We start from the raw sequence: 16,968 nt of genomic DNA on the forward strand, positions 1-16,968 counted from the left end.
GGCGCGGAAATGGAGTGCGCGATGAAGTTCACAGCAAAAGCTCTAATTGCCTTTTCCTGCATGACAGCAGGCATGACCCTCAGTGCCGTCAGCCTTGGCGCGCAGACCCTGACCATTGCCACCGTCAACAACAGCGACATGATCCGCATGCAAAAGCTCTCGAAAACCTTCGAGACCGAGCACCCGGAGATCAAGCTGAACTGGGTGGTGCTCGAAGAAAATGTCCTGCGTCAACGTCTCACCACCGACATCGCCACCCAGGGCGGTCAGTTCGACGTGCTCACCATCGGCATGTACGAAGCTGCACTGTGGGGCGCCAAGGGTTGGCTCGAACCGATGAAGGACCTGCCGGCTTCCTACGACCTCGATGATGTATTCCCTTCGGTGCGTGACGGCTTGTCGGTCAAGGGTTCGCTGTACGCCCTGCCGTTCTACGCCGAAAGCTCGATCACCTACTACCGCACCGATCTGTTCAAGGACGCCGGGCTGACCATGCCCGAGCACCCGACCTGGAGCCAGATCGGCGAATACGCGGCCAAACTCACCGACAAGTCCAAAGAGCAGTATGGCCTGTGCCTGCGCGGCAAGGCCGGTTGGGGCGAAAACATGGCGCTGATCACCACCCTGGCCAACGGCTACGGCGCGCGCTGGTTCGATGAGAAGTGGCAGCCCGAGTTCAACGGCCCTGAGTGGAAAGACGCACTGAACTTCTACGTCGACAACATGAAGAAATCCGGCCCGCCGGGCGCGTCCAGCAATGGTTTCAACGAGAACCTGGCGCTGTTCAACAGCGGCAAGTGCGCCATCTGGGTCGATGCCAGCGTGGCCGGCTCGTTCGTCACCGACAAGACCCAGAGCAAAGTGGCTGACCATGTCGGCTTCACCTTCGCGCCTCACGAAAAAACCGACAAGGGCACCTCCTGGCTGTACTCCTGGAGCCTGGCGATTCCGACCAGCTCCAAGGCCAAGGACGCCGCCAAGGTGTTCACCAGCTGGGCCACCTCCAAAGAATATGGCGCTTTGGTCGCCAAGACCGACGGCGTGGCCAATGTACCGCCAGGCACGCGCAAGTCGACCTACAGCGACGAGTACATGAAGGCAGCACCCTTTGCCAAAGTGACCCTGGAATCGCTGAAAGTCGCCGACCCGACCAAGCCGACACTCAAGCCGGTGCCGTATATCGGCATCCAGTTGGTGACCATTCCCGAGTTCCAGGCGATTGGTACGCAAGTGGGCAAGTTCTTCTCCGGTGCCTTGACCGGTCAGCAGACAGTCGACCAGGCATTGGCCGCCGCTCAGACCACCACCGAGCGTGAAATGAAGCGGGCGGGTTATCCCAAATAAAGTGGGAATACCACAGTAAATATGGGAGGGGGCTTGCCCCCTCCCATATTGACAGCGCTTCGATCCTTGCTCTGCACGCACCTGACTGGTCTGATCCCCATGAATAAGACACCCAAAAACCGTCTGGCCAACCCCGGCTGGTTTCTCGTCAGCCCTTCGGTAGCCTTGCTGCTGTTGTGGATGATCGTGCCACTGGGCATGACCCTGTACTTTTCACTGATCCGTTACAACTTGCTTTACCCCGGTGAAAACGCGTTCGTGGGGCTGGAGAACTTCACGTATTTCGTCACCGACTCGGGCTTCCTGCCCGGCGCCACCAACACGCTGTTGCTGGTAGGCAGCGTGCTGTTGATCAGCGTGGTGTTCGGCGTGCTGATCAGTGCACTGCTCGAGGCCAGTGAGTTCCTTGGCCGTGGCCTGGTGCGGGTGATGCTGATTTCGCCGTTTTTCATCATGCCCACCGTTGGCGCGCTGATCTGGAAGAACCTGATTTTTCACCCGGTGTCAGGAATTCTCGCCGCCGTGTGGAAGTTTTTTGGCGCCGAACCGGTGGACTGGCTGGCGCACTACCCGCTGCTTTCGATCATCATCATTGTGTCGTGGCAATGGCTGCCCTTCGCGATCCTGCTGCTGATGACGGCCATGCAGTCTCTGGACCAGGAACAAAAGGAAGCCGCCCGCCTGGACGGTGCCGGCGCCATCGCGATCTTCTGGCACCTGACCCTGCCGCACCTGGCCCGGCCGATTGCGGTGGTGGTGATGATCGAAACCATCTTTCTGCTCTCGGTGTTCGCCGAAATCTTCACCACGACCAACGGCGGCCCCGGTTACGCCTCGACCAACCTCGCCTACCTGATCTACAACCAGGCGCTGGTGCAGTTCGACGTGGGCATGGCCTCGGCCGGCGGCTTGATCGCTGTGGTCATCGCCAATATCGCGGCGATCATCCTGGTGCGGATGATCGGCAAAAACCTGACTGACAAGCCTTGAGGGCCGCGCCATGACGCTTCAACAATCCCGCCGCCTGCAAAGCCTGTTGCTCGGCACGTTGGCCTGGGCCATCGCGATCCTGATTTTCTTCCCGATCTTCTGGATGGTGCTGACCAGCTTCAAGACCGAAATCGACGCGTTCGCCACGCCGCCGCAGTTCATCTTCACGCCGACGCTGGAGAACTACCTGCACATCAACGAGCGCAGCAACTACTTCGCGTATGCGTGGAACTCGGTGCTGATTTCGTTCAGCGCCACCGCGCTGTGCCTGCTGATCTCGGTGCCCGCTGCCTACTCCATGGCGTTCTACGAGACCAAACGCACCAAAGGCACGCTGCTGTGGATGCTGTCCACCAAGATGCTGCCGCCCGTGGGTGTACTGATGCCGATCTACCTGCTGGCCAAGAGCTTTGGCCTGCTGGATACGCGCATCGCGCTGATCATCATCTACACCCTGATCAACCTGCCGATCGTGGTGTGGATGGTGTACACCTACTTCAAGGACATTCCCAAGGACATCCTCGAAGCCGCCCGCCTGGACGGCGCCACCCTGTGGCAGGAAATGGTCCGCGTGCTGCTGCCGATCGCCAAGGGCGGCCTTGCCTCCACGGTGCTGCTGTCGCTGATCCTGTGCTGGAACGAGGCGTTCTGGTCGCTGAACCTCACCTCCTCCAGTGCCGCGCCACTGACCGCATTGATTGCCTCCTACTCCAGCCCCGAAGGTTTGTTCTGGGCCAAATTGTCCGCCGTTTCGACCCTCGCCTGTGCGCCGATCCTGATTTTTGGCTGGATCAGCCAGAAGCAACTGGTACGTGGCTTGTCCTTCGGCGCCGTCAAATAATAATTGCAAGCGGAGGCCCATCTCATGGCCAACCTGAAAATCAAGAATCTGCAAAAAGGCTTCGAAGGTTTCTCGATCATCAAAGGCATCGACCTGGAAGTGAACGACAAGGAATTCGTGGTGTTCGTCGGCCCCTCGGGCTGCGGCAAGTCGACCCTGCTGCGTTTGATCGCAGGGCTTGAAGAAGTGAGCGAAGGCACCATCGAACTGGACGGACGCGACATCACCGAGGTGACCCCGGCCAAGCGCGACCTGGCGATGGTGTTCCAGACCTACGCGCTGTACCCGCACATGAGCGTGCGCAAGAACATGTCGTTTGCCCTGGACCTGGCCGGCGTCGACAAGAAGCTGGTGGAGAGCAAGGTCAACGAAGCGGCGCGCATCCTGGAACTGGGGCCGTTGCTGGAGCGCAAGCCCAAGCAACTGTCCGGCGGCCAGCGCCAGCGCGTGGCGATTGGCCGGGCGATTGTGCGCAACCCGAAGATCTTTCTCTTCGACGAACCGCTGTCCAACCTCGACGCCGCGCTGCGCGTACAGATGCGCCTGGAACTGGCGCGCCTGCACAAAGAGCTGCAGGCGACCATGATCTACGTGACCCACGACCAGGTCGAAGCGATGACCCTGGCCGACAAAGTCGTGGTGTTGAACAGTGGCCGCATCGAGCAGGTCGGTTCGCCGCTGGACCTGTATCACCAGCCGGCCAACCTGTTTGTGGCGGGCTTTCTCGGTACGCCGAAGATGGGCTTTCTCAAGGGCCAGGTCACGCGGGTTGACGCCCAAGGCTGTGATGTTCAGCTGGACGCCGGCACCTTGATCAACCTGCCGCTCAGTGGCCCGACCCTGAGCGTCGGCAGCGCGGTGACCCTGGGTATTCGCCCGGAACACTTGGAAATCGCTGCACCGGGCCAGACTACCCTGACCGTCACCGCCGACGTCGGCGAGCGTCTGGGCAGCGACACCTTTTGCCACGTCAACACCGCCAGCGGTGAGCCGCTGACCCTGCGTATCCGGGGCGACATGGCCAGCCAGTACGGCGAAACCCTGCACCTGCACCTGAACCCGGCGCACTGCCACTTGTTCGACACCGACGGTGTCGCCGTGGCCCGCCCACTGCGCGCTGCCGCCTGATTTTGCGAGTATTTTCTGATGAAACTGAATAAGCAGAACCTTACCCAACTGGCTCCTGAAGTGCAGCTGCCGGCCTACGCTCTCGCTGACACGCGCCAGGGCATCGCCCATATCGGCGTCGGCGGCTTTCATCGCGCGCATCAGGCGTACTACACCGATGCCTTGATGAATTCAGGCGAGGGCCTGGACTGGAGCATTTGCGGGGTCGGCCTGCGTACCGAGGACCGCAAGGCCCGCGACGACCTGGCCGGCCAGGACTATCTGTTCACCCTGTATGAACTGGGCGACACCGACGACACCCAAGTGCGCGTGATCGGCTCGATCAGCGACATGCTGCTGGCCGAGGACGGCGCCCAGGCATTGATCGACAAACTGGCCGACCCGGCGATTCGCATCGTCTCGCTGACCATCACCGAAGGCGGCTACTGCATCGACGACAGCACCGGCGAATTCATGGCCCACCTGCCGCAGATCCAGCATGACCTGGCGCACCCCACAACGCCGACCACCGTGTTCGGTTTCATCTGCGCCGCACTGACCCGCCGCCGCGCCGCCGGCACCCCGGCGTTTACCGTGATGTCCTGCGATAACCTGCCGCACAACGGCGCCGTCACGCGCAAGGCGCTGCTGGCGTTTGCCGCCCTGCACAATGCCGACCTGCACGACTGGATCAAGGCCAACGTGAGTTTCCCCAATGCCATGGTCGACCGCATTACACCCATGACCAGCACCGCCCATCGCCTGCAACTGCACGACGAGCACGGCATCGACGATGCCTGGCCAGTGGTGTGCGAACCCTTTGTGCAATGGGTGCTGGAAGACAACTTCGTCAACGGCCGCCCGGCCTGGGAAAAAGTGGGGGTGCAGTTCACCGATGACGTGACGCCCTATGAAGAAATGAAGATCGGCCTGCTCAACGGCAGCCACCTGGCGCTGACCTACCTGGGCTTTCTCAAGGGTTACCGGTTCGTGCACGAGACCATGAACGACCCGGTGTTCGTGGCATACATGCGCGCCTACATGGACCTGGACGTCACGCCGAACCTGGCGCCAGTACCGGGCATCGACCTGACTGAGTACAAACAGACGCTGGTGGACCGCTTCTCCAACCAGGCGATTGCCGATCAGCTGGAGCGCGTGTGTTCGGACGGTTCGTCGAAGTTTCCCAAGTTCACCGTGCCAACCATCAACCGCTTGATTGCAGATGGCCGCGAGACCGAACGCGCCGCGTTGGTGGTTGCGGCCTGGGCCTTGTATTTGAAGGGGTTGGATGAGAATGGCGTGAGCTACAAGATCCCGGATCCACGTGCCGAGTTTTGCCAGGATCTGGTGAGCGATGACGCGCTGATCAGCAAGCGCTTGCTGGGCTTTGAAGAGATTTTCGGCACGGCTATTCCCAACTCGCCTGAGTTTGTGGCAGCGTTCGAGCGGTGTTTTGTGAGCTTGCGTGACAACGGCGTCACGGCAACCCTACAGAACCTCCTGAAGAAACCGGCTTAACAATGTGGGAGGGGGCTTGCCCCCGATAGCAGTGGGTCAGTGATAGATTTATTAACTGACACACCCTCATCGGGGGCAAGCCCCCTCCCACATTTAACCGGGTTGCCAATCCAAAAAAACAATACTGCTGAGCACACCATCATGACCCAGCAAAACCTGTTCCTCGGCATCGACTGCGGCACTCAAGGCACCAAGGCCATTGTTCTCGACGCGTCCACCGGCAAGGTGCTGGGTCTGGGCGCCGCCGCACATACCCTGATAAGCGGCGCCAATGGCCGCCGCGAACAGCACACCCAGGAATGGCTGGATGCGTTCACCGAAGCCACCCATCGCGCCCTGCAACAGGCCGGCGTGGATGGCCGGGACATCCTCGGCATCGGCGTTTCCGGCCAGCAACACGGCCTGGTGCTGCTCGACGACGAAGGCCAGGTACTGCGCCCGGCCAAGCTGTGGTGCGACACCGAAACCGCGCCTGAAAATGACCGATTGCTGCAGTACCTGGGCGGCGAGCGCGGTTCGCTGGAGCGCCTGGGCGTGGCGATTGCGCCCGGTTACACGGTGTCCAAACTGCTGTGGACCCGTGAACAGCACCCGCAAGTGTTCAGCCGCATTGCGCATATCCTGCTGCCCCACGACTACCTGAACTACTGGCTGACCGGCCGGGCCGTGGCGGAATACGGCGATGCGTCGGGCACCGGTTATTTCAACGTGCGCACCCGTGAATGGGATGTGGCGCTGCTTGAACACATCGACCCCAGCGGTCGCCTGGTAGCGGCCTTGCCCGAGCTGATCGAAGCCGATCAAGCGGTGGGCACGATCCTCCCCGCCATCGCCGAACGCCTGGGCATCAACCCCAACGCCCTCGTCGCAAGTGGCGGCGGTGACAATATGATGGGCGCCATCGGCACCGGTAATATCGCGCCGGGCGTGATCACCATGAGCCTGGGTTCATCGGGCACCGTCTACGCGTTTTCGGACCAACCCAACGTGAGCCCACAAGCCTCGGTGGCGACCTTCTGCGCCTCCAGCGGCGGCTGGCTGCCGTTGATCTGCACGATGAACCTGACCAACGCCACCGGGGTGATGCGCGAGCTGTTCGAGCTGGACCTGCCGGCCTTCAACGCCTTGGTCGAACAGGCCCCGATTGGCGCCGAAGGCGTGAGCATGCTGCCGTTTCTCAACGGCGAGCGCGTGCCCGCCCTGCCCCATGCCACCGGCAGCCTGCACGGCCTGACCATGACCAACCTGACCCGCGCCAACCTGTGCCGCGCCGTGGTCGAAGGCACCACCTTCGGTCTGCGCTACGGCCTCGACCTGCTGCGCGAGACCGGCCTGCAAAGCCAGAGCATCCGCCTGATCGGCGGCGGGTCGAAAAGCCCGGTGTGGCGGCAGATGGTTGCCGATATCATGAACACCGAAGTGGTCTGCACCGAACAAAGCGAAGCCGCCGCCCTGGGCGCGGCGATCCAGGCGGCGTGGTGCCAGAGCGGCGAATCCCTGGCCAGCCTGTGCGACAAATGCGTGAGCGTCGACCCGGCCAGCCGTACGCTGCCGGTCGCGGCCAATGTCAGCGCCTATCAACAGGCGTACGAGCGTTATCAACAGCTAGTGGCAACCCTTTAAGAGCGAACGACTATGTATCTGGTGTGTGGTGAAGCGCTGTTTGATTTCTTCAGCGAAGAGGATGCCAGCGGGCTGGCGTCGAAGGTCAACTACAAGTCGATTGCCGGCGGTTCGCCGTTCAACGTCGCCGTCGGCTTGCGCCGCCTGGGCATCGAGGCGGGGCTGTTCGGCGGCGTGTCCACTGACTTCCTCGGTCGTCGCTTGGTGCAGGTGCTCCAGGACGAAGGCGTGAGTCAGCACTTTCTGGTGGAGTTCGCCGCGCCGACGACCCTGGCGATGGTCGCCGTGGGCGCCAATGGCTCACCGCAGTACAGTTTTCGAGGCGAAGGCTGCGCCGACCGGCAACTGCAAGTCGCGCACTTGCCGGTGCTGAGTGATGACGTGCGTGGGCTGCATATCGGCTCGTTCTCGCTGGTAGTGCAGCCGATTGGCGATACCCTGCTGGCACTGGTCCAGCGCGAAAGCGGTCGGCGCCTGATCAGCCTCGACCCTAACGTGCGCCTCAACCCGCAACCGGATATCCAGTTATGGCGCGACCGCGTCGCGGAGCTGGCCAAACATGCCGACCTGATCAAGGTCAGCGACGAAGACCTGCACCTGCTCTACCCCGACCAATCCCCCGAAAGCGTGCTGCAAGGCTGGTTGCAGCACCGGTGCCAGTTGGTGTTTCTCACCCGTGGCGGTGACGGTGCCACGGTGTTCAGCCGCCAGCATGGCACGTGGTCGCAACCGGCGGTCAAGGTGGTGATGGCCGACACCGTGGGCGCCGGCGATACCTTCCAGGCGGCGTTGATTGCCTGGCTGACCGAGCAGCAGTTGGATTCGGTCGACGGCCTGCAACAGCTCACCCGGGCGCAGATCGACGCCATGCTCGGCTTCGCGATTCGCGCAGCCGCCCTGACCTGCACCAAGACCGGCCCGGACTTGCCGTATCGCCAGCAGTTGGGCTGAACGCCCGGTTTCATGATTAAGTTCGTGGACAAGGCCGGGAAAATCGAGGATGTGGCCTATCGCAAGCTGTCCGACGCGTGCAGCTTCCAGAATTGAGCCTTGCACTGTCACACAGCAAGCCCGCATAGATAAGCGTATTCTCGCGGGCTCGTTCCCCAGGCTGAAAGGAATCGCCATGCCGCTGAGTTTTCGTACCCTCGCCACCGCAACCGCCCTGCTGTGCTTCGTCCTCGCACTCGTCTGGGGGCTGCGCCCCGATCTGCTGCTCGGCATGTGGGGCGTGACGTCGTCCGACGCCACCGGCCTGGTCGCCCGCCGCAGCGCCGCGCTGTTCCTGGCCATTGGCATCATGTTTTACCGCGCCCGCCATGCGCCACCCTCAGACACACGTCGCGCCATGACCAGTGGCTTTGCCATCGGTTGCCTGGTGCTGGCGGTGCTGGGCGTATGTGAGTGGTTCAGTGGCAATGCCGGGCCGGGGATTTTCCTGGCCGTGGCAACGGAAACCGTACTGGGCCTGGCATTTATCCAGGCCCACAGGTCTTCAGTGGTTCATTCTCAGGCGTCTGCCTAGTAATAGGCTCGACCTCCCGCTCTATTGAGGGCGGGTGCATGGATGTGTTTGAGGTCTTCACGCAACCCGGTGATGAGGTTGCAAATCGCCCGACTGCTGTCGAGTTTGTCTGCGTTGATGCCTTTGACTTCCAGATCCACCCGGTCACGGTCGCGATCGTCATAGACCTTGATCGTCAGCGAAGCGTCTTCGGCTTTAATGCATTCGCACCGTTTGGGCAGGAAACTTCCTTCAATAATGCTGCGTAGCTCTAGTTCCGAAATCATGGCTAACCTCTCCTTTTTTGAGACTGCCAACAGAGTGTTTTGTTATGTGTCATACAGGCGCTTACCAGCCTTGGAAGACGCCTTTATACCCTCAGCCTACTCAACAAAATGCGCGTGTGTAGTAACAATTCCTCATAAGAACGGTACAAGTTTATATAACTTAAACGGGGTCTTGCCCAAAGCGCTTATATCATCGGCGAACAGCCACGATTAAACGTTTAACCCTGCAGTCCATGTGCGTACGCGGCGACTCTTTCTGCAACATGTCGCAAACTATCAAAGTTGATATTCGCCCCGGAATTCACCGCCACCAGGGTCTGGTCACGCACGCCATGCTCCTGGGCGTACTTGCGAATGCCCGCCACCGCCAGCGCGCCGGAGGGTTCGGTGATGGAGCGGGTATCGTCGTAGATCAGCTTGATCGCGCTGCACAGCTGGTCGTTGCTCACGGTGATGACCTCATCCACCCAATCACGGCAGATTTCAAACCCGTAGGCGCCGATCTGCGCCACTGCGGTGCCGTCGGCAAACCCGTCGACGCTGGGCAGTATCACGCGTTCGCCGGCGCGCAAGGCGGCCAGCAGGCAGCTGGAGCCTTCCGGTTCGACCCCGATGATGCGCACCTCGGGCCGCAGGTATTTGACGTACGCGGCGATGCCGGCGATCAGGCCGCCACCGCCCACCGGCACGAAGATCGCGTCCAGCGGGCCCTGTTGCTGGCGCAGGATTTCCATGGCCACGGTGCCCTGGCCGGCGATCACGTCCGGGTCATCGAACGGCGAAACGAAGGTACAGCCTGAGGTCTCGGCCAGTTGCAGCGCATGGGCCAGGGCGAACGGGAAACTCTCGCCGTGCAGCACCGCTTCGGCGCCTCGGGAGCGCACACCCAGGACCTTCAACTCCGGCGTGCTGCACGGCATCACGATACGCGCCTTGATCCCCAGCTCCCGCGCCGCCAACGCCACGCCCTGGGCGTGATTGCCTGCCGAGGCCGTCACCACGCCACGCGCCTTCTGCTCGTCGGTGAGCTGCACCAACTTGTTGTAGGCGCCGCGGATCTTGAAGGAAAACGTCGGCTGCAAGTCTTCGCGCTTGAGCAGCACCGTGTTGCCAAGCAACGCCGATAACGCCGGCGCCGCCTGCAACGGCGTGCGCACCGCCAAGTCGTAGACTGGCGCGGCGAGGATCTTTTTCACGTAGTGCTCAAGCAGTGCGCTGTCTTGGCTAGCCGTGTCTGGGGTTGATGCGCTCATCGGTGTCTCCTGGCTTTTTTTGGATGGCCCTGGAGACGGAAAAACAAAACCCGCCTCTAAGGCGGGTTTGGGTGCAGCCGTGTGCTATCCCGCCAAATGAGGAATGGCGGTAATAATGCTTGGCTGGCTGCGGAAGGCTTGAAATGTCATGTCACGAAATTAACCAGGCGTTGCCGTGCAAGTCAATGACCACGCGCCATTTAGCCTCTGGGGTTTACGCCGGATATACGAAACGTATACGCTTTGTATATCCAACTTAAACAGTGAACCCCATGGGCATCGTCAAGATCACCGACCAACTGCACGAACAACTGCGCCTGGCCAGCGCGACGATGGACCGTTCCATCAACGCTCAGGCCGAGTTCTGGATCAAGATCGGCCTGCTCGCCGAACTCAACCCCAGCCTGCCCTACAACGAGCTGATCAACAGATTGTTGCTGGACAAGCCCGACCTGATCCGGGGGCGCAACTGATGGTCAAGACCACCGCCCAACTGGCCGTGATGCGCGAAGCCGGGCGCCTGCTGGCTCAGGTGTTCAGCATGCTCGACGGTTTTGTCGCCGCCGGCCGCTCCACCCTGGAACTGGACGCCGCCGTCGAAGCGTTCATCCGTAACGACCTCAAAGCCCGCCCCGCCAGCCTGGGGCAATACGACTACCCGTTCTCGATCAACACCTCGATCAACGAGGTGGTGTGCCATGGCATGCCCAGCGCCAAGGAGATCCTCAAGGACGGCGACATCATCAATATCGACATCACCCTGGAAAAAGGCGGCTACATCGCCGATTCCAGCAAGATGTACATGATCGGTACCGTCGCCCCCAAGGCCAGGCGCCTGGTGGAAATGACCTTCGAAGCGATGTGGGCCGGCATCCGCCAGGTCAAGCCCGGCGCACGCCTGGGTGATATTGGCCACGCGATCCAGAGCCACGCCCAGGCCAACGGCTACAGCGTGGTGCGTGAATACTGTGGTCATGGCATCGGCAAGCAGATGCATGAGGAACCGCAGATCCTGCACTTCGGCCGCCCCGGCACCGGTCTGGAGCTGCGCGAAGGCATGGTGTTTACCATCGAGCCGATGCTCAACCAGGGCGGCGCCAAGACACGCAGCCTCAAGGATGGCTGGACGGTGGTCACCAAGGACAACAGCCTGTCGGCGCAGTGGGAACACACCGTGGCGGTGACGGCGGACGGGTATGAGGTGTTGACCCTGCAGCCAGGCGCCTGAGCCTGGCCTTGGCTCAGGCCACTTGCCTGATCTCCTGCTTGGCTTCCAGCTCGCGCACCAGCGGCAACACCCGCTTGCCGAAGTATTCCACTTCTTCCTGGAAGTGCAGGAACCCCGCCAGCACCAGATCCACCCCCACCGCCTTGAGCGCAACGATGCGCTCGGCGATCTGCTGCGGGGTGCCGATCAGGTTGGTCTTGAAGCCGTCGTTGTACTGCACCAGGTCTTCAAAGCTGGACTTGGCCCAGTTGCCCTCGCCTTCCGGTGACGCCTTGCCCGCCTGCCTGGCCGCATCGCCAAAGGCATTGACCGCTTCCGGGTCCGCCTTGTCGATAATCTCGGCGAGCACGGCGCGGGCTTCTTCTTCGGTGTCGCGGGCGATCACAAATGCGTTGACGCCGACCTTGACCGAATGGTTATTCGCCGCCGCCTTCGCGCGAATGTCATCGACCTGGGCCTTGATGCCTTCCGGGGTGTTGCCGTTGGTGAAGTACCAGTCCGAGACTCGCGCCGCCATGTCCCGCGCGGCTCGCGAGCTGCCGCCCTGGAAGACTTCTGGCTGGCCCAGTGGCTTGGGCTTGAGGGTGTAATTGTCGAAGCGGTAGAAGTCACCTCTGAAGATGAAATTGTCCTGGGACCAGATGCCTTTGAGCGCGCGAATGAACTCTTCGGAGCGGCGATAGCGCTCATCGTGCTCCAGCCAGTGTTCGCCGATGGCCTGGAATTCGCCCTTGAACCAGCCGCTGACGATATTCACCGCGATGCGGCCATTGGTGAGTTGGTCGATGGTCGCCAGTTGCTTGGCCGCCAACGCCGGCTGCCAGGGGCCCGGCAGGATCGCGGCAATCACCTTGAGTGTGGTGGTGGCTGCCAGCAGGGCGTGGCTGAACGCAACCGACTCGTGCTGGTTGTCGGCGCCATAACCCGCCGTGAAGCGGATCTGGGTCAGGCCATATTCGAAACCGGCAGCTTCGGCCAATTGCGCCAGTTTGCGGTTGTAGTCGATGCCCCAGTGGGTGCGCTGTTCGATCTTGCTCACCACTAGCCCACCGCTGACGTTGGGCACCCAATAGGCAAATTTCACGGCTTGCTGACTCATCTTGAGGTTCCTCGCACACAGGGATGTATCCAGGCTTGAGCAGCAAGCGTGCCAGCCAGGGGCAAACGCCCACGCCATCAGGGTTGCGGCCAAGAATCAGGCCATGGCGGGCGGGCGGGCAAATGTCAGGGATTGCGCCGGTTTGTCGGATTGCTGTTGCTGGCGCAACAGTTAGCCAGGCAAATCCCCCGTAAACATTGGGCCATGCACCCGGCACGGAGTGTGCAATCCCTCCTGCATTGACCACTGCCCAGGAGCCTTGCCCATGACCGAACATCACGTCATCAACCCGCTGTCCATCGGCGTCGATTACCCCAGCCTGGCCGCGCGTTTTCGGCCGATCTTCCAGCGCATTGCCGATGGCGCAGTGCAGCGCGAACTCAGCCGCACCCTGCCCCATGAGCCGATCCAATGGCTCAAGGAGGCCGGCTTTGGCGCGGTGCGCGTCCCGGTGGAATACGGCGGCGGCGGCGCCTCGCTGCCGCAGTTGTTTGAACTGCTGATCGAGCTGGCGGCGGCCGACTCCAACGTGCCCCAGGCCCTGCGCGGACATTTTGCGTTTGCCGAAGACCGCCTCAACGCCCCACCGAGCGCCGGGCGCGACCTGTGGTTCAAACGGTTTGTCGACGGCGATATCGTCGGCTGCGCCTGGACCGAAATCGGCACCGTGGCGATTGGCGACGTGGTCACCCAAGTCAGCCCGGACGGCGAGCAGTGGAAACTCAACGGTGAGAAGTTCTACAGCACCGGCAGTATTTTCTCTGACTGGATCGACGTGTATGCCCGGCGCAGCGACACCGGCGGCGACGTGATCGCCGCCACCCGCACCCGCCAGCCCGGCGTGGTGCAAAGCGATGACTGGGACGGTTTCGGCCAGCGCACCACCGGCAGCGGCACCACGCGGTTTACCGATGCGGTGGTGCAAGCGCAGGACGTGATCGACTTTGCCACTCGCTTCAAATACCAGACTGCGTTCTACCAGTTAGTGCTGTTGGCAACCCTGGCCGGCATCGGCCGAGCGGCGCTCAATGATGTGGCCCGGCACGTGCACAACCGCAAGCGCATCTACAGCCATGGCAATGCCGCCCATGTCAGCCAGGATGCGCAGGTGCAGCAGGTGGTGGGCGAAGTCGCCGCGGCGGTGTATGCTGCCGAGGCCAGCGCGCTGAAAGCGGCGCTGCCGGCGCAACGCGCCTATCTGGCGCGGTTCGCCGGGGACGATGCCGTGGAGCGTGAAGCCAATGTGGCCGCCGAGATCGAGTCGGCGACCGCGCAGGTGGTGGTCTCGGAGCTGATTCAGCGCGCCACCAGCCAACTGTTCAACGCACTGGGGGCCTCGGACGTGCGTCAGGGCAAGGCGCTGGACCGCCACTGGCGCAACGCGCGCACGGTGTCGTCACATAACCCGGTGATCTACAAGGCGCGGATCGTCGGCGATTGGGTGATCAACGGCAGCGAACCGCCGTTCGTGTGGCAAATCGGCAATGGCCCGAAACAAGCCTGAAACCCAACTGGATCGAATGCTGGACCTCTGTGGCGAGCGGCCTTGCCCAATGTCGTTCAGTTAAGCGCAGATTTCCTGTGGCGAGCAGGCTTGTCCTGCGTTGGGCTGCGCAGCAGCCCCAAAACCAGACGCTGAGTCGTATCAGGTACACCGCGTTTTGCTGATGGGGGGCGCTTCGCCCCCCAACGCGGGGCAAGCCCGCTCGCCACAACAAGCCCGTTCGACACAAGAGGCCCGCCCACCCTAGGGGTATGGCTGCCTGGGCTTACTCACTCCCACACTTGAAGGGTGTACAGGTTAGAACGCCAGTTTGTAGCCGACGGCCATCAACATGATCGCCAGGCACGGGCGCAATACGCCGTCCGGGATTCTGCCGGTCATGTGGCTGCCCAGATAAATGCCTGGCAGCGAACCCATCAGCAAAAAGCCCAGCAGGTGCCAGTCCATGTTGCCCATGCTCGCATGGCCAAGCCCTGCGACCAGCGTCAGCGGCACGGCATGGGCGATCTCGGTGCCCACCAGACGGCGCGTGGCGAGGAACGGATACAGAATAAACAGCGCCACCGTGCCGAGGGCGCCGGCGCCGATGGAGGTGAGCGCAACCATGGTGCCGAGAATCGCCCCGGTGGCCACGGTCAGCCCGTTCAGGTTGCGCGGGCTCATGTGGTAGTCATCGCCGGCATGGCGCTGGGCGAAGGCCAACAAGCGTTTCTTGAACAGAATCGCCAGGGCGGTGAGCAGCAGCACAACGCCCAGGGCTTGCTTGATCACCGCGTTCATGGCAGTGGGGTCGGTGTGCAGGCTGGCAAGGAACCACAGGGTCAGCAACACCGCCGGCACGCTGCCCAGGGTGAGCCAGCCGGTGATGGTCCAGTCGATGTTTTTGTTCCTGCTGTGCACCAGCACGCCACCGGACTTGGTGATGGCCGCATACAACAGGTCAGTACCCACGGCAGTGGCTGGGTTGATGCCGAACCACAACAGGATCGGCGTCATCAGCGAGCCGCCGCCCACGCCGGTCATGCCTACGATGAAACCCACGATCAGGCCGGCAACCACAAAACCAATATTTCCCATATCCATCAACGCTACCTGCGGCCTTATGAATTTCTGGCGGCAGGATAGCGATTTTTCTTATAACCACTTATATCAATGTGATCTGACTTTATGCCTTTTGCGCCAGCCTGCGGCATGCGTATGCCTCGGTTTGGTAAGGAAAGGCAACCGTATCGCGACCTTTCAATGCGGGATGGGTGTCGATCAGTGTGTGCAGTTGCGCGCAGATCCTGTCTTTTTCCGGCGCAGGCAACGCGGCGATAAAACTTACGGACAGGAAGCGATCGATGATCACCTCCTGCGGGCTGCCGACATGGCGATAGGGGAAACATGTTCTATCAGGTGCGGAAAAATACTCACCGGTGAAAGCTTCGCGCCAACGCCCGGTGTGAAAGCGCGGCGTATCTCCCTCGTAAGGCGTGATGATTTCGGTGATCGCGGCCACCCAATCCACCGATTCATCGCGCACATTCCACACCAGTCCCAGGTATCCGTCAGGTTTGAGCACACGATGAATCTCCGCCAGCGCAGCCTGGGTGGAAAACCAGTGAAAGGCCTGGGCGCAGACCACCGCATTGGCACTTGCCGTGGCCAGGGGCATGCTCTCGGCGGTGCCGTGGACCAACCGAACATCGGGCAGCAGCCTGGCTAACTGCGCGCCCATCTGCGCCACCGGTTCCACCGCGATCAACGCAGGCGCCAGGGTGCTGACCAAACGCGTGAACTTGCCCGTGCCGGCGCCCAGATCAATCACCGTCGACTGCGCATCGATGCGCAAGGTATCGGCGAGCCAGGCGGTGAGCGGCCTGGGATAGTTCGGTCGGCCTTTTACGTATGTCGCGGCCTGAGTCGAGAAACCTTGTTGAGCGCACGGGTGAACATCAGTCATGGCCAATCTCTCTTCGGGTAAAGCGGGGCCACAGTGTGCGCTCGCTTGATTTTATTTTCTAATGCCTGCATCCAATCGCCACGCGCCTGGGTAGTACCTGCAGCATCCCTGCTGTTCTACTCAATGGAGAAACACCATGAACGCAAAAGCCCTGCTCTGCCTGACCGGTTTGCTGGCCGCCAGCCCTGGCGCATTCGCCCAGGCCAACCTGCCCGACAGCATCAAGGTGCCGGCTGGCCATAAAGTGTCGATGGAGACCACCGGCGTCGGCGAAATCACCTACGAATGCCGTGACAAGGCCAACGCTGCCGGCCAGACCGAATGGACCTTCGTCGGCCCCAAGGCCGTGCTGAATGACCGCAGCGGCAAGCCGGTCGGCGCCTATTTCGGCCCGCCAGCGACCTGGCAGGCCAAGGACGGTTCGAAAATCACCGGCACGCAGGTTGCCGTGGCGCCGTCGAGCCCCGGCAACCTGCCTTATCAACTGGTCAAGGCCAACCCGGCCGAGGGCAAGGGCGCCATGAGCGGCGTCAGTTATATCCAGCGGGTCGCGCTCAAGGGTGGCGTTGCGCCGAGCAGCGCGTGCACCGCTGCCAATAAAGGTCAGCAGGAAGTGGTGAAATACCAGGCGGACTATCTTTTCTGGTCAGCCAGCTGAGTAAATTCAGCTACGCTGCCGGAGGAATATCACCGTTTCCTTCTGCAGGAGTGAGGTTCGTCAC

At 61.7% G+C, this 16,968-nt stretch carries 17 protein-coding genes and 1 pseudogene; 13 read left to right on the forward strand and 5 right to left on the reverse strand.

The window, feature by feature from the left end; all coding sequences use genetic code 11:
- The first annotated feature begins 60 nt into the window (after positions 1–60).
- From TU75_RS01260 to TU75_RS01295, 9 genes and pseudogenes are all read left to right on the forward strand, one after another.
- Positions 61–1,344, forward strand: a complete 1,284-nt coding sequence (locus TU75_RS01260; RefSeq protein WP_370671340.1) for an ABC transporter substrate-binding protein — start codon at positions 61–63, stop codon at positions 1,342–1,344.
- A 99-nt stretch (positions 1,345–1,443) separates the two neighbouring features.
- Entirely contained in the window at positions 1,444–2,334 is an 891-nt protein-coding gene (locus tag TU75_RS01265; protein WP_003233036.1) for a carbohydrate ABC transporter permease, read from the forward strand.
- Between the two features lie 10 nt (positions 2,335–2,344).
- On the forward strand, positions 2,345–3,175 hold the full coding sequence (locus TU75_RS01270) for a carbohydrate ABC transporter permease (RefSeq protein ID WP_003233033.1): 831 nt from the start codon (positions 2,345–2,347) through the stop codon (positions 3,173–3,175).
- Between the two features lie 24 nt (positions 3,176–3,199).
- Complete coding sequence (locus TU75_RS01275) at positions 3,200–4,303, forward strand: ABC transporter ATP-binding protein (RefSeq protein ID WP_003233031.1); 1,104 nt, start codon at positions 3,200–3,202, stop codon at positions 4,301–4,303.
- Positions 4,304–4,321: 18 nt separating this feature from the next.
- Positions 4,322–5,803 carry a mannitol dehydrogenase family protein gene (locus TU75_RS01280; protein ID WP_060547987.1) on the forward strand — a complete coding sequence of 494 codons (1,482 nt, stop codon included), beginning with the start codon at positions 4,322–4,324 and terminating at the stop codon, positions 5,801–5,803.
- Between the two features lie 141 nt (positions 5,804–5,944).
- Positions 5,945–7,426 (forward strand): xylulokinase, encoded by a 1,482-nt coding sequence (gene xylB / locus TU75_RS01285; protein WP_060547988.1) that lies wholly within the window; start codon positions 5,945–5,947, stop codon positions 7,424–7,426.
- Positions 7,427–7,438: 12 nt separating this feature from the next.
- A complete protein-coding gene (locus tag TU75_RS01290; RefSeq protein WP_060547989.1) occupies positions 7,439–8,377 on the forward strand; it encodes a carbohydrate kinase family protein in 939 nt (312 codons plus the stop codon).
- Between the two features lie 15 nt (positions 8,378–8,392).
- Positions 8,393–8,473 (forward strand): annotated as a pseudogene (locus TU75_RS27955) (DUF2790 domain-containing protein); the annotation flags it as partial.
- 79 nt (positions 8,474–8,552) lie between these two features.
- Positions 8,553–8,951 carry a hypothetical protein gene (locus tag TU75_RS01295; RefSeq protein WP_060547990.1) on the forward strand — a complete coding sequence of 133 codons (399 nt, stop codon included), beginning with the start codon at positions 8,553–8,555 and terminating at the stop codon, positions 8,949–8,951.
- Here the strand turns inward: TU75_RS01295 and TU75_RS01300 are convergent.
- Both TU75_RS01300 and ilvA read right to left on the reverse strand, forming a co-directional pair.
- Positions 8,948–9,217, reverse strand: a complete 270-nt coding sequence (locus tag TU75_RS01300; protein ID WP_060547991.1) for a DUF1652 domain-containing protein — start codon at positions 9,215–9,217, stop codon at positions 8,948–8,950. The genes TU75_RS01295 and TU75_RS01300 overlap by 4 nt on opposite strands.
- A gap of 218 nt (positions 9,218–9,435) precedes the next feature.
- A complete protein-coding gene (gene ilvA / locus TU75_RS01305; RefSeq protein ID WP_082630263.1) occupies positions 9,436–10,470 on the reverse strand; it encodes a threonine ammonia-lyase, biosynthetic in 1,035 nt (344 codons plus the stop codon).
- 272 nt (positions 10,471–10,742) lie between these two features.
- Here ilvA and TU75_RS01310 point away from each other — a divergent pair, with 272 nt between their 5' ends.
- Both TU75_RS01310 and map read left to right on the forward strand, forming a co-directional pair.
- Positions 10,743–10,943, forward strand: a complete 201-nt coding sequence (locus TU75_RS01310; protein ID WP_003233017.1) for a ParD-like family protein — start codon at positions 10,743–10,745, stop codon at positions 10,941–10,943.
- Positions 10,943–11,698 (forward strand): type I methionyl aminopeptidase, encoded by a 756-nt coding sequence (gene map / locus TU75_RS01315; RefSeq protein ID WP_060547992.1) that lies wholly within the window; start codon positions 10,943–10,945, stop codon positions 11,696–11,698. Before TU75_RS01310 ends, map begins: the two co-directional genes overlap by 1 nt.
- A 13-nt stretch (positions 11,699–11,711) precedes the next feature.
- Here the strand turns inward: map and sfnG are convergent, their stop codons facing one another.
- Positions 11,712–12,797, reverse strand: coding sequence for a dimethylsulfone monooxygenase SfnG (sfnG, locus tag TU75_RS01320; RefSeq protein ID WP_060547993.1), 1,086 nt, complete (start codon positions 12,795–12,797; stop codon positions 11,712–11,714).
- 265 nt (positions 12,798–13,062) lie between these two features.
- Between sfnG and TU75_RS01325 the strand changes: the two genes are divergently transcribed.
- Complete coding sequence (locus TU75_RS01325) at positions 13,063–14,301, forward strand: acyl-CoA dehydrogenase family protein (RefSeq protein ID WP_060547994.1); 1,239 nt, start codon at positions 13,063–13,065, stop codon at positions 14,299–14,301.
- A 297-nt stretch (positions 14,302–14,598) separates the two neighbouring features.
- Here TU75_RS01325 and TU75_RS01330 read toward each other — a convergent pair whose 3' ends face one another.
- Both TU75_RS01330 and TU75_RS01335 read right to left on the reverse strand, forming a co-directional pair.
- A complete protein-coding gene (locus tag TU75_RS01330; RefSeq protein ID WP_060547995.1) occupies positions 14,599–15,384 on the reverse strand; it encodes a sulfite exporter TauE/SafE family protein in 786 nt (261 codons plus the stop codon).
- A gap of 82 nt (positions 15,385–15,466) precedes the next feature.
- Entirely contained in the window at positions 15,467–16,246 is a 780-nt protein-coding gene (locus TU75_RS01335) for a class I SAM-dependent methyltransferase (RefSeq protein ID WP_060547996.1), read from the reverse strand.
- Between the two features lie 136 nt (positions 16,247–16,382).
- Here TU75_RS01335 and TU75_RS01340 point away from each other — a divergent pair, with 136 nt between their 5' ends.
- Positions 16,383–16,904, forward strand: a complete 522-nt coding sequence (locus tag TU75_RS01340; RefSeq protein ID WP_060547997.1) for a DUF3455 domain-containing protein — start codon at positions 16,383–16,385, stop codon at positions 16,902–16,904.
- Positions 16,905–16,968 lie beyond the last annotated feature (64 nt).

The organism is Pseudomonas poae, assembly GCF_001439785.1.
Classification (GTDB): Bacteria; Pseudomonadota; Gammaproteobacteria; order Pseudomonadales; family Pseudomonadaceae; genus Aquipseudomonas; species Aquipseudomonas poae.

Excerpts from the sequence above, each read along its gene's own strand:
- TU75_RS01280 (WP_060547987.1), top strand. The coding sequence starts at position 4,322 with ATGAAACTGAATAAGCAGAACCTTACCCAACTGGCTCCTGAAGTGCAG.
- TU75_RS01270 (WP_003233033.1), top strand. The coding sequence starts at position 2,345 with ATGACGCTTCAACAATCCCGCCGCCTGCAAAGCCTGTTGCTCGGCACG.
- TU75_RS01340 (WP_060547997.1), top strand. The coding sequence starts at position 16,383 with ATGAACGCAAAAGCCCTGCTCTGCCTGACCGGTTTGCTGGCCGCCAGC.
- TU75_RS01335 (WP_060547996.1), bottom strand. The coding sequence starts at position 16,246 with ATGACTGATGTTCACCCGTGCGCTCAACAAGGTTTCTCGACTCAGGCC.
- TU75_RS01300 (WP_060547991.1), bottom strand. The coding sequence starts at position 9,217 with ATGATTTCGGAACTAGAGCTACGCAGCATTATTGAAGGAAGTTTCCTG.
- xylB (WP_060547988.1), top strand. The coding sequence starts at position 5,945 with ATGACCCAGCAAAACCTGTTCCTCGGCATCGACTGCGGCACTCAAGGC.
- map (WP_060547992.1), top strand. The coding sequence starts at position 10,943 with ATGGTCAAGACCACCGCCCAACTGGCCGTGATGCGCGAAGCCGGGCGC.
- TU75_RS01290 (WP_060547989.1), top strand. The coding sequence starts at position 7,439 with ATGTATCTGGTGTGTGGTGAAGCGCTGTTTGATTTCTTCAGCGAAGAG.
- TU75_RS01260 (WP_370671340.1), top strand. The coding sequence starts at position 61 with ATGACAGCAGGCATGACCCTCAGTGCCGTCAGCCTTGGCGCGCAGACC.
- TU75_RS01295 (WP_060547990.1), top strand. The coding sequence starts at position 8,553 with ATGCCGCTGAGTTTTCGTACCCTCGCCACCGCAACCGCCCTGCTGTGC.
- TU75_RS01310 (WP_003233017.1), top strand. The coding sequence starts at position 10,743 with ATGGGCATCGTCAAGATCACCGACCAACTGCACGAACAACTGCGCCTG.
- TU75_RS01265 (WP_003233036.1), top strand. The coding sequence starts at position 1,444 with ATGAATAAGACACCCAAAAACCGTCTGGCCAACCCCGGCTGGTTTCTC.
- ilvA (WP_082630263.1), bottom strand. The coding sequence starts at position 10,470 with ATGAGCGCATCAACCCCAGACACGGCTAGCCAAGACAGCGCACTGCTT.
- TU75_RS01330 (WP_060547995.1), bottom strand. The coding sequence starts at position 15,384 with ATGGATATGGGAAATATTGGTTTTGTGGTTGCCGGCCTGATCGTGGGT.
- TU75_RS01275 (WP_003233031.1), top strand. The coding sequence starts at position 3,200 with ATGGCCAACCTGAAAATCAAGAATCTGCAAAAAGGCTTCGAAGGTTTC.
- TU75_RS01325 (WP_060547994.1), top strand. The coding sequence starts at position 13,063 with ATGACCGAACATCACGTCATCAACCCGCTGTCCATCGGCGTCGATTAC.
- sfnG (WP_060547993.1), bottom strand. The coding sequence starts at position 12,797 with ATGAGTCAGCAAGCCGTGAAATTTGCCTATTGGGTGCCCAACGTCAGC.